Below are 12,447 nucleotides of genomic sequence, written 5' to 3'. Positions count from 1 at the left end.
AGCGCTAGCCGGTAAATCTATGTATTTAATAGCGGCTATCTATCATTATCGCATCTAGTTTATGCTGCGCTCTTGTCTGATTTGTTATATCTACAGATTCAATCATTTCGCATTCGTCGCGGATCATCTCTGAAATAAGGCTAGGGTAGTGGCGGCAGTCTTCTGGGCGGTCGAGGTAAATACTGCAGGTATACATATTTTTAGCGAGAGGATCTTTTTTAGGCGCAATTTCTAAAAATGGGCACACTTGAAGTCTTAAGCCTGTTTTTGGGTCAAACCAAATTTCGTTGTTTTTAACGTATTCATAAATTTCGGGGTTAAAAAGCTCCCATAAATCTATTTCTTCTTTTGTTGCGCTTAAATCGCCGCCGCCATATTTAATACAGCATTTACCACACTGGTTGCATTCTTTCATAATTGGCTAATTTAGTTGGCTGTTAACGAATTTAAGTTAGTTATTAGTGTAGCACCAAATTTATTATTAACGCTCTACTGAATTTACCCATCCTTTAATTTTTGGGTGTGTAAACAATAGTTAGATACAATAACTTAAGTTAAAACCCTTTGTTACATTTTATATAGTACAAGCTTTATTTAATGGTTTACTCTAAAGGTAGCGAAAATGTTACAAACCCCGCTTGAGCAACTGTGTGATTGTTAAATGTTGCTGAGCGCAGATACCTAAGCAGGGCGTTATTATGAAAGAGGCTGTCACTAAGTTAAAAACAGAATTTAATGCAAAGTTATTGTATTGGAACAATCTTAAAAGTAGCAAAGCTAAAGCGGCAATCATCCTATTATTTTCAGTTGTCATTGCACTTAAAGTGTTTACGACCATTTTTACATTGGATTGGGTTGCAAGTTTATTCAGCGTGTAAGTTTACCAAGAGTAATTGCGATAAAGTTTAATCACAGAGTGTTTAACGCCTACGCGATGTTCATTATTAATGTATTATTACGCTATACACCAAATTAAATAAATCAGTTGTTTAAATACGTTTTATAATGACTGTAATGATACATTTTAGCTAAATTGAGTGAGTAAATGAGTTTAGCTGCATTAAAGGATAACCAGTGATGATGAATACAAAAGTATATAAAGCGGTACATGACTTAGCAGAAGAGCTAATGACAGCTGCTAATAAAAATAACCGTGAAAAGTTTGAGTCGTTATTTGCTCAATTAAAAGCTATTTGTATTGAAAACGAAAACACCTCAAAAGATCACCCTGTACAATGGGAAACCTTAGCTGATTTTACCGAAGAGTTAGAAGAGGCAATTACTACTTACGAAAAAGCATTAGAAAAGTCGATTGCGATTAATAACAAAGATCACATGTCGTCGGTTTCTTTTTCAATGGCTACATTACAGCTTGAGCTTGGCCAAAAAGATGAAGCTATTAAAAACCTTCAAAATGCTAAAGTCAGCGCCAATAAAATTGAAGACAAAGAGCTTAAAGCTGAAATACACGACCTACTAGAGTCGCTTATTGAAGAAGAAGGTTAAATACATAAAAGCATAACTTATCCATATTAAATGTGATTTTTGTGGATTTAGCTTGAGCTTAATAAAGCGCTGATGGTTTATACCCTCAGCGCTTTTTTATGTTCGCTATAAATACTAAACTAAAAGAAAAGGCTTACTATTGAGCTAGCTTATTCATAAAATCGACAATGTACTTTGCAATTTCTACTGGTTTTTCTTCAACACTAAAGTGCCCTGAATCGAGTAAGTGCAGTTCAGCGTTCGGTATATCTTTTAAGTATGCTTTAGCGCCTGCGGCTATAAACGCAGGATCGTTTTTACCCCATACAATTAACGTTGGTGGTTGGTACTTGCGTAAATAAGCTTGCCACTTTGGATAGTCGAGAAGGTTGTTGTAGTAATCTCGTAGCAATTGAACTTGAATTACTCTATCGGATTTGGTTTGTAAAAAGTGAAGATCGTGCGTCCAGCTATCTGGGCTCATCACTTCTGGGTTACTTTGTACGTCTCGTAAATACTGCTTATTAATAATGGCTTGTTCAGACGTGAACGAATAAATTTTATCTTGCTGAGCTTTCGAACTATCTTCATTCGCGGCTTTAAAAAATGCTTGCCTCGCTACGGTTAGCCCCTCTAAATACGCATTACCATTTTGTACAATAAGTGCATCAAGTTTATTAGGGTTATTTAACAACATTCTAAAGCCTACAGGTGCTCCAAAGTCTTGTATATATAGGCTGTAGCGCTTTACTTTAAGCGTTGTTAGTAACCCTTCAACGTATTGAGCTAGTAATTCAAAAGTATATTTTTGAGTTTCTGGGTTTGGGCGTTCGCTGTAACCAGAACCTAAATAATCAGGTGCTATAACATGATAACGCCCTGATAAAAGCGGAATTAGCTCACGATAACTATGTGAAGACGACGGATAGCCATGTAAAAGCAAAATGGTTTGCTTATTCTGGATGCCAGCCTCTCGGTAAAATATCTTTTTACCGTTTACATTTGCATATTTGTAAGCGGTTTTTGAAGGCCATACAGCATCAGCGGCATATACCTGAGCGGTAAGCGTAGACATTGAAACTAATAAAAACACAATAAATGAGACGATGTGAGCAGGTTTTACTTTAAGATTTTTTTGTATATCTGGGTGCATAAGTAAACTCGTTATTTTTGGTAATGACGCTTTATTAATTTACCAGACCCGTTATTTACACAATTGTATTCAGTTAATAATTACAAGTTACTACTAATAAGGACACAGTAACAATACCTGTGTTTTTAAAGCACATTACCAAATATATAGTTGATTAGAGGGTAAGTGGTTTTTTAGCAGCTTTTTGTACTTTAAAAAGAGATTCGTTAATTTACTTTTGTTACAATTGAGTTGTTGGCTTACAACATTTATACAATGTTAAGTGAGTATTTTGGAGGAAGGACGTGCTCGAACAAATAGAACAATGGATTGATGCAACAAATATTAAATATAAAACCCAAAGAATTAGCTGTGAGAAATTTGATAGTGAGTTTGCAGGGTTTTATCCTGTCGAATTTTTAAAAAAATGCCTTTTACGTTATTGTCGATGAAATACCCAAACCTAACTTTCCTTTTTTGCGTGAAATGGGATTAGACGATTTTATTGACATGAATGCCGCAGGCACCACATACAAAAACACTTATTACATGCTTCCTTACGTAGCTGATAATTTAGCTGTGCATTTTCATGAACTTGTTCACGTAGCCCAATGGAGTGAACTTGGTGCAGGGGCTTTTATGTTGCGTTACATAACCGAAATTCAGCAGGTTGGTTATGATGCTGCACCACTTGAAGTAATGGCGTATGGTCTTGATAAGCACTTTACAAATAATGGCAATAAAATAAACGTGCCTGAACACGTGGTTCAAGCGTTGTAGTTAATTAACATTTTCAAAGGATTGCATATGACACGCTTTACTTTTTTTTACTGAGCTTACTTAGTGTAAATGCCTATGCGGCATCGTTTGATGACGATATTGTGGCTGCGTTACTTGAAAGAACAACACATAACGTTACCTATGATGGGTCTTATCGCTCTATTACTTATCCGGGTGGCGATGTGCCCGCTAATGTAGGGGTGTGTACCGATGTAGTTATTCGATCATATCGACTTTTAGGTATTGATTTGCAAAAGCTTGTGCATGAGGACATGTTAAAAAGCTTTGAGCTATATCCCTCTAAGCGTATTTGGGGTTTAACCAAACCGGATAAAAATATAGACCACCGCCGTGTGCCAAACTTACAGGCTTACTTTAAAAATCATGGCCAAGTGCTCGCTAAATCAAGTAACGTGAACGACTATAAAACGGGTGACATTGTAACGTGGATGCTGCCAGGTAATTTGCCGCACATTGGTATGGTTGTGAATGAGTTAGCAAAAGACACAGGGAATCCATTAATTGTTCATAATATTGGTCGAGGACCTGAAAAAAGCGACATGCTTTTCGATTTTAAAATTACGGGGCATTACCGTTTCGTCCCACAAGAATATAAATAACCAGATTATAAGTATGAGTTCTCTCATTTATTGATATTGCAGTATAAAGAAAAAGGATTTTGAACGTGAATACAAAAACCGATTCAAAAGAGGCTAACCCAAAAGAGGTTAATCTTAAACAAAGTAAACTCGCTCCCAAAATAGCTAGTTTATTTATGAGTATTGCTTTTTCAGCCATAGGAACGGTTTTGTTTAGTTTGGTTGCAAGCTTACTTGGCAACGTGAATGTAACCGAAAAAACAGTTGGCAGTGTGTGGGTTTTACTGACCACATTTTTTGTTATTTTAAATGTATTTGGTGTCATTATTTGGCATAAACCGAAATGGTTAATTACTGCTATAAATAATGTGCTTAGGTTTGCTAAAGAGCGCAAAACAGCATTTTTTAGCGCCGTGCTAATGTTGATATTAATTATAGCAGGCTATTGTTTTTTTCTTTCCTTACCACAGCCAATTAGTTACAAAGCAACTCACTCTACACCTGCTGTTACCACTTTATCTGATGTTTTAAACCCTGAACCGCTTTATATTGATTTTACTCCCGTTTTAGATGATGTAGAAAACACGGATGCAGTGTCTTACTCTGTCGCAAAGCTTGCGCTTGTTGGCAAAGTGATTCCCACAGGTATAAAAGTCACGCCTGAGCTAATTGGACAGTGGTCTTGGAATAGTGAAAGCCAGCTTAAATTTATCCCAAAACAAGATTGGTCAGCAGGGCAAGAATATAAGGTACGTTTTGATTCATCTATTTTTAAAAGTGATATACATCTAAGCGATAATGAGCATGTATTTAAAACTCCCAACTTTGAACTAACACTAAGCTCGCTCGCTTTTTATCAAGACCCTAACGTTAAAAAAAGTCACAAGGTGGTTGCAACATTAAAAGCGACTCACCCAACAGATATAAGCACCATAAAAAACAATCTAAAGCTGACTCAATCACTTGAGCAAGATGGCAAGAACGAACTCGCACAATATAAATTTGATGTTACTTACGACAAGCATCAACGAGAGATTTACATTACTTCAGAGCAAATACGTATTCAAGATACCGAAAGCTATCTGTATTTTGTTCTTAATAACGGTGTAAAGCCGGTTATGGGTCCTTCTCAAACAACAGTAGAGATTAAAGACGCTGTGTTGATCCCAAGTGTAAATAGCTTTTTTAGAGTAAATACTGCCAAAGTGTTGATGGTAAAAAATACGCAAGGGGAGCCCGAACAAACACTTGTTTTAGACTTCACAGATGATATTTCATCGCAAGATGTGGTTAGTAAAACGACTGCTTACGTATTACCGGCTAAAGATTCAAAAGGTAATTATAAGTACTTCGGTAGTCCACGAGAGGTTACTGATGCAGTGCTTAAGCAATCTCAAAAAGTTAAGTTAAATGCTATTCCTACCGCGCAAGATACAACTAAGTTACACAGTTTTACGTTTGACGCCCCTCAAAACCAGCAAGTTTATATCGCGATTGATAAGGGATTAAAGTCGACGGGTGAGTTTACGATGGTGAATAAATACGACACTATTTTAGATACGCCGGCTTATCCGACACAAGTAAATATTATGTCTAAGGGCTCTATATTATCAAAAAATGGCGATCATAAATTGTCATTTTTGACCCGCGGTGTAAACGCACTTCAAGTTAAAGTAGGTAGGGTAGAAGCCAATCAAATTAACCACCTTATAAGTCAAACCAGTGGTGATATTTCTAATCCAGAATTTAATAATTATTACTTTACAGAAGAAAACATAAGTTCAATTTTTACCAGACAAGTTAATTTTAAATCGGAGCACCCTAAAAAAGCGGTCTATTCATCTATTGATTTGAGTAGTAAGTATAATGAGTCAGTTGGTTTAGGCTTATTTTTTATAAATGCTCAAGCGTTAAATACAGAAGATAATTACGTATATGGACCCCAAGAAAAACGACTTATCCTTATTACTGATTTAGGTATTTTGGTAAAAAATAATGCAGATGGATCTCGCGATATATTTGTCCAATCTATTGAAACAGGAAAACCGGTAGCAAAAGCGAAGGTGTCGTTATTGGGTAAAAACGGATTAGTTATTTTAAATGCTAAAACAGATTCTGAGGGGCACGCATTTTTCGACAACACAACGTGGTTTACTGATGATCAAACTCCCGTTGCTTTTGTAGTCGAAACTAAAAGTGACATGTCTTTTATTCCTTATAATCGCTATGCTCGAATGGTTAACTACTCTCGGTTTGATACCGGCGGTGTAAGTTCTGGGCTCAGTGGTAGTAATAAAATAGATGCGTTTGTTTTTTCTGACCGTGGAATTTATCGACCAGGCGATAGTGTTAAACTTGCCACGATTGTGAAGCAACAAAACTTTGCAAAACTGGGCGATATACCGCTTGAACTTATAATTACCGATCCTAAAGGGACAACTGTTTATAATAAACGAGTGAGCTTAGATAAGTATGGATTGCTTGATTTTGACTTTAAAACACAAAATAGCGCCAATACCGGAACGTATTATGTATCGGTCCAACTTATTAAAAATAATAATAGCCGCGACCAATTAGGCAGTACTCAGTTTAAAGTTGAAGAGTTTGTACCCGATAGATTGAAAATTAGTAGTCAATTTTCTCAATCATCTGCAAAGGGGTGGGTAAACAGCTCAAAATTTAAAGCATTGGTGAGCCTTCAAAACTTATTTGGTACACCTGCTCAAAATAGACGTGTTACTGCTGATTTACATTTATCTCCAGCTGGTTTTTACTTTAATGAATACAAAGATTATGTGTTTTCTGATCCCCACAGTGAAGGAAAAAATATTAGACACAGTTATGAATCATTAACCGAAACCAAAACTGATGAACAAGGCAAGGCAGAATTTGATATTGACTTAACTCGCTATGAGGCAGGTACTTATCAGTTAAATTTTGCAGTACAAGGGTATGAAGAAGGCGGTGGTAAAAGTGTTCGTGCAAGCAGCTCGGTGCTTGTTTCACCCGTTGAGCAGTTAGTTGGTTATAAAGCCGATGGCGATTTAAGCTACATATCAAAAGAGTCAAAACGTGTTGTAAAATTTATTAATATTAATTCAGAAACTGAGCAAGTAGCTCGTGATGATTTATCGCTAAATTTAATAGAACAACAATATGTATCTACGTTGGTGCAACAAAATAACGGCACTTATAAGTACCAATCGGTTAGAAAAAACAAACAGATATCAAGCAACCCGTTTTACATTAAACAAGATGGCGCAAACTACGAATTACCCACTGCTGAACCAGGTGATTACTTAATAGAACTCGTTGATGGCAAAGGGAATACCGTCAGTAGGGTATCGTTTACGATAACCGGCACGGGTAACTTAGCGGGTAAGCTTGAAAAAAATGCTGAACTGCAAGTTCAATTAAATAAACCGGATTACAAACCTGGCGAAACAATCGAAATAAGTATTGTAGCGCCTTATGTTGGCTCGGGTTTAATTACAATTGAAACCAATAAAGTACACGCTTTTAAATGGTTTGAGAGTAAAACAACAAGTAGCATACAAACAATAACGTTACCTCAAGGGATAGAAGGCAATGCGTATGTTAATGTTTCATTTGTTCGAAGCCTCGAATCGAAAGAAATATTTACAAGCCCATTAAGCTACGCAGTTAAACCATTTGCGATTGATCGTAGTAAACGCGCAATAGATTTTGACGTAAACATACCTGATAAAGTAAAACCAGGTGACGATTTAGTCATTTCATATAGTGCCAAATCACCTTCACGTGTTCTGTTATTTGCTGTAGATGAAGGTATTTTACAAGTGGCGAATTATCGGACGCCAAAGCCGTTAAATCACTTCTTACAAAAACGTGCTTTAGAAGTTAGTACTATGCAAATTGTTGATCTTATTTTACCTGAATTTAAACTAGTGCAAGAGCTTGCAGCTGCGGGTGGTGGTTATGCTGACTCAATGGCAATGAACCGCAAGAGCAAGCAACTTAACCCGTTTTCTCGTAAGGTACAAAAACCAGTCGCATTTTGGTCTGGTATTTTATCGGCTGATGCTAAAACGAAAAAACATACGTTTACTATCCCAGATACTTTTGCAGGTCAGGTACGTGTAATTGCTATTGCCGTAAATGACGAGGGTGTTGGTGTTAAAGAAAGTACAACACTTGTGAAAGGGCCCTTTGTATTAACTCCTAATGTATTAACGACAGCAGCACCAGGCGATGAGTTTAATATTGTACTTGGTATTGCTAATGGCGTTGAGGATTCAGGTAAACAACTGCCAATTACGGTAGAAGCGCTTACTTCAAGCAACATTGAAATAATAAGCGATAAAAAATTAACGCTAAATATTGATGAAAAATCAGAAGACACATTAACGTTTAGAGTGAAAGTGCTTGATAAGCTTGGCGCTGCATCAATTACATTTACTGCGTTATCGGGTGATAATGTTAGCCAACGCACGGCAACGTTAAGTGTGCGCCCTGCGGTTGCATTTGTTAGTAGCTTTGAAAGTGGCTTTAGTGAATCAGGTAAAAAAGAAATAGCGGTTTCGAGACAGCTATATCCTAACTTATCACAAAATAATATTACCGCTTCACAAAGCCCGTTAGCGCTTGTTGATGGTCTTATTAATTATTTAGATAACTTTCCTCATATGTGTACCGAGCAAGTAGTGAGTAGTGTGTTTCCGGTGCTGAGTTATTTAGAACACCCAAGTTATATGGGCGATGTATCTTATAAACATGAGCGTATAAACAACTTAATAGATACCCTTCGTCAACGTCAGTTACCTGATGGCAGATTTATGTTATGGCCGGGTAATTCTAGTGCATCTATTTATTCTTCTCTTTATGTTATGCATTTTTTATTAGATGCAAAAGAAGCGGGCGTAGCAATACCTTATGATATGTGGAGCAGTGGTTTTGAAGGTGTGCGCAGTATAGCGAGCGGATCTTTAGAGACGAATGACAGAAACCGCGCTTATGCCATTTATTTGCTAACACGACAAGGTGAGGTAACAACTAATTACTTATCTGATTTAGAAAAAAGTGTAAATGCGAGTAATAGCAAAGTATGGCAACAAGATATAACGTCCGCGTTTATGGGCGCAACTTATCAGCTATTACGTGCAAGCGACAAAGCGCAAGCACTGATCAATAGCTATAAAATTGGGCAAGATACCCAACACGATAATTGGGGCGCTTACGACTCACGTTTAGCTCACGACGGACAGTATATTTATTTGTTATCAAAACATTTTCCTGCTCGCTTAAAGCAGTTAACTAAAGATGATTTGTTTAATGTCGTTGACCCTATTTTTAAAGGAGACTACAACACGTTGTCGTCTGCTTGGTCTGTACTTGCTATGACGGCATACTCAAAAGTTGCGTTATCACAAGCCCAGCCTGAAGATGTAAAAATAATGGCAACAACGACAATGGCAGAAAAAAAGGCATTAGACGTAACCTATACACCTTATCCTAAAGCCTCGTTTTTAAATGACGTTAAAACGCTTGATGTATTAGCGCCACCTCGCTCATTTTACATGATGAGCCAAGCTGGTTTTGATACAAACGTGCCACAAAAGTCATTAAGTAATGGTTTAGAAGTTGTCAGAGAATACCAAGACGATAAAGGTAATGTGATAACCACCGCTGTTCAAGGTCAAGAACTAAACGTTGTATTACGAGTGCGTAGTACAACGGGTAAAAATATTTCGGATGTTGCTGTTATTGATTTACTACCTGGTGGGTTTGAAGTACTCAGAGACAGCGTTCGCAATAGTTATAATCGCTGGACCTCTGATTATAAAGATATACGAGAGGATCGCGTTATATTATATGGCAGCTTTGGCGATAGCATGACTGAGCTTACTTACAAGATTAAGGCTACTGCATCTGGCAGCTTTGTAGTGCCATCGGCTTATGCTGAATCTATGTATGATTTAAGTATTAAAGCGCACTCAAAATCGGGTCGTTTTGATGTTACCGCCGCTAAATAAAAAGTTTAGTTTTATAATAAAAACGGCTTTTTTTACAACAGCACTGCTTGCAGTGCTGTTGTATTTGTTTACTCCAAAGCCTGATATTACCCAGCCCAATGCTTACTCAACGGCTTTTTACGATAGCAGTGATAAATTACTTCGTTTAAATTTAGCCGCAGACGATAGATATAGATTATGGACGCCAATAGATAAAATCCCTTTGAGCATTCAACAAGCTACTTTACTGTATGAAGACCAAGACTTTTATGAGCATATTGGTGTCGATTTTATTGCTTTAATAAATGCGTTTTATACTAGCTATATTAAAAGAAGTCACCGAGTCGGTGCGTCAACAATAACAATGCAAGTAGCCCGGTTGCACTTTGGGATGAACACGCATGTTATTTTTGGAAAAGTAGAACAAATACTTCGAGCGTTACAAATTGAGCGACACTACAGTAAAAATCAAATACTCGAGGCGTATTTTAACTTAGCGCCTTATGGATCAAATATTGAAGGTGTTGGTGCAGCCAGTTTAATTTATTTTAAGAAACCAGCTATTGATCTTAATTTACCTGAGTCATTATTACTTAGCTTAATCCCGCAAAACCCAACCAAACGAAATCCCATTAAAAAATCGGCTAAACTCGTATTGCTAGAAACAAGAAAAAAACTGTTTACTCGTTGGCTTGAAAAGTACCCAGACGATAAACACTGGCTAGCAGCTATGCAATTACCGATAAAGGTATATGCCTCTTCAGACTTGCCTTTTGAAGCCCCACATTTTATTGATAATTTACAAAGCGAGTACCCGCACCTAAAGCATGGAGAATATAAAACGTCGATAGACCTTAATTTACAAAACTTACTTCAGCGCCATGCAAGAAATTACATTAATCGCAGGCATAGAGACGGGCTCAGTAATACGTCTGCTATTTTACTAAATTATAAAACTATGGAAGTAGTTGCTGAATTAGGCTCTGTGGATTTTTTTAATAATGACATTAGCGGTCAAGTAAATGGTGTAAGAGCTAAACGTTCACCAGGTTCAACCCTTAAACCATTTATTTATGCGCTTGCTATAGAGGAAGGGTTAATTCATCCATTAACGCTTGTAAAAGATGCCCCCAAACGCTTTGGAGGATATACACCAGAGAATTACGATCAGCAGTTTTTAGGGCCTATATCGGCTACTGAATCGCTAGTGCTGAGCCGTAATGTGCCTGCTGTTAATTTGATGTATCGCTTACAAAAAGTTGGGCTATACGATTTACTCGTTGCAGCCGATGTTAAAAAGCTTCAGCCCAAAGAGTTTTATGGTTTAGCGCTTGCGCTGGGCGGCATTGAAGTAACGATGCTAGAGCTCGTTAAGTTATACGCTATGTTAGCTAATTTAGGGGTGTATAAGGATGAAGTTATATTAAAAAAAGACGCCACTGTTATTAACGAAAACAACCCAAATAATCAAAACAATCATATCAAGCAACTCATCAGCCCAGAGGCAGCCTACCTGACTTTACAAATGCTAAGTAAAAATAGTGCAGTTGATGAAATTTCATTTCAAAAAGAAAGAAGACAATCATATCCTGTATATTGGAAAACAGGTACTTCATTTGCTTTTCGCGATGCATGGTCAGTAGGTATTGTAGGTCCGTATGTTTTAGCTACATGGGTGGGTAATTTCTCAGGAGAAGGGCACCCATCTTTTATTGGGCGACAAGCAGCCGCGCCTTTATTTTTTGAAATAATACGTTCATTAGATAGTTATGGCTTAATCAAAGGCAATATAAAACCAGGTGGTTTAAATATTACAGAAGTAGATATTTGTTCAACAACAGGTGATTTACCTAATGTGCATTGCCCTAAAACAGAAAAAGGGCTTTTTATTCCAGGTAAGTCGCCAATTAAAGTGTCCGATGTACATCGTGAAATTTATATTGATAAAGTATCGGGATTACGTGCTTGTCAGTATGTTGAATCTACAACTACAAAGGCAGTTTATGAATTTTGGCCATCTGACTTAGTCAGATTATTTAAACAAGCAGGCATTGTTAAACGCCAGCCTCCACCTTATTTAGATTCATGCTTAATTAATGACACGAGTACACGAGGCTCAGCACCGAGTATTACATCCCCGAGTAATTTAATTAGCTACACGATAAGAGCCAGTAAATTGAAAAAAGAAGGCCTGCCTTTTAGCGCAATCACAGATACAGATTCACGTATTTTATATTGGTTTGTAGATAACAGCTTTGTTGGTAAAGTAGAGCGAGATACGCCTTTTTTCTGGCACCCGCAAGTAGGCGAATTTGACGTAAGAGTGGTTGATAATTTAGGGCGTAGCGCATCAGTTTCAATGCGTGTAAAGCTCGTTCAGTGATACGTAAATAAGCTAAAGAGCTAGTTATCGGGTATCAAACAATTAGATTGGCGTTTATAAACTGTATTTAGCGTTTAG

General features: G+C 37.2%; 7 protein-coding genes and 1 pseudogene. 6 read left to right on the top strand and 2 right to left on the bottom strand.

What is annotated here, in order from left to right; genetic code table 11:
• Window positions 1–25 precede the first annotated feature (25 nt).
• Window positions 26–415, bottom strand: coding sequence for a YkgJ family cysteine cluster protein (locus tag I6F43_RS17675; protein WP_024590141.1), 390 nt, complete (start codon window positions 413–415; stop codon window positions 26–28).
• Window positions 416–698: 283 nt separating this feature from the next.
• Between I6F43_RS17675 and I6F43_RS17670 the strand changes: the two genes are divergently transcribed.
• Window positions 699–878 carry a hypothetical protein gene (locus tag I6F43_RS17670; protein WP_024590142.1) on the top strand — a complete coding sequence of 60 codons (180 nt, stop codon included), beginning with the start codon at window positions 699–701 and terminating at the stop codon, window positions 876–878.
• 199 nt (window positions 879–1,077) lie between these two features.
• On the top strand, window positions 1,078–1,506 hold the full coding sequence (locus I6F43_RS17665; protein ID WP_197103372.1) for a tetratricopeptide repeat protein: 429 nt from the start codon (window positions 1,078–1,080) through the stop codon (window positions 1,504–1,506).
• Between the two features lie 136 nt (window positions 1,507–1,642).
• Here the strand turns inward: I6F43_RS17665 and I6F43_RS17660 are convergent, their stop codons facing one another.
• Window positions 1,643–2,638, bottom strand: a complete 996-nt coding sequence (locus I6F43_RS17660; protein WP_197103370.1) for an alpha/beta fold hydrolase — start codon at window positions 2,636–2,638, stop codon at window positions 1,643–1,645.
• A gap of 284 nt (window positions 2,639–2,922) precedes the next feature.
• On the opposite strand from I6F43_RS17660, the pseudogene I6F43_RS17655 reads away from it, so the two are divergent.
• The 4 genes and pseudogenes from I6F43_RS17655 to pbpC all read left to right on the top strand — a co-directional run bounded on the left by I6F43_RS17655 (window position 2,923) and on the right by pbpC (window position 12,369).
• A pseudogene (locus tag I6F43_RS17655) lies at window positions 2,923–3,397 on the top strand (hypothetical protein).
• A gap of 20 nt (window positions 3,398–3,417) precedes the next feature.
• On the top strand, window positions 3,418–4,017 hold the full coding sequence (locus tag I6F43_RS17650) for a DUF1287 domain-containing protein (protein WP_197103382.1): 600 nt from the start codon (window positions 3,418–3,420) through the stop codon (window positions 4,015–4,017).
• Window positions 4,018–4,082: 65 nt separating this feature from the next.
• A complete protein-coding gene (locus I6F43_RS17645) occupies window positions 4,083–10,007 on the top strand; it encodes an alpha-2-macroglobulin family protein (protein ID WP_197103368.1) in 5,925 nt (1,974 codons plus the stop codon).
• Window positions 9,988–12,369, top strand: a complete 2,382-nt coding sequence (gene pbpC, locus I6F43_RS17640) for a penicillin-binding protein 1C (RefSeq protein WP_197103366.1) — start codon at window positions 9,988–9,990, stop codon at window positions 12,367–12,369. Before I6F43_RS17645 ends, pbpC begins: the two co-directional genes overlap by 20 nt.
• Window positions 12,370–12,447 lie beyond the last annotated feature (78 nt).

The sequence above is a fragment of the Pseudoalteromonas sp. NZS71_1 genome (genome assembly GCF_015864305.1).
Classification (GTDB): Bacteria; Pseudomonadota; Gammaproteobacteria; order Enterobacterales; family Alteromonadaceae; genus Pseudoalteromonas; species Pseudoalteromonas arctica.
The sequence above is the reverse complement of the archived record's forward strand: the minus strand, read 5'-3'. Positions and strand labels throughout refer to the sequence as shown.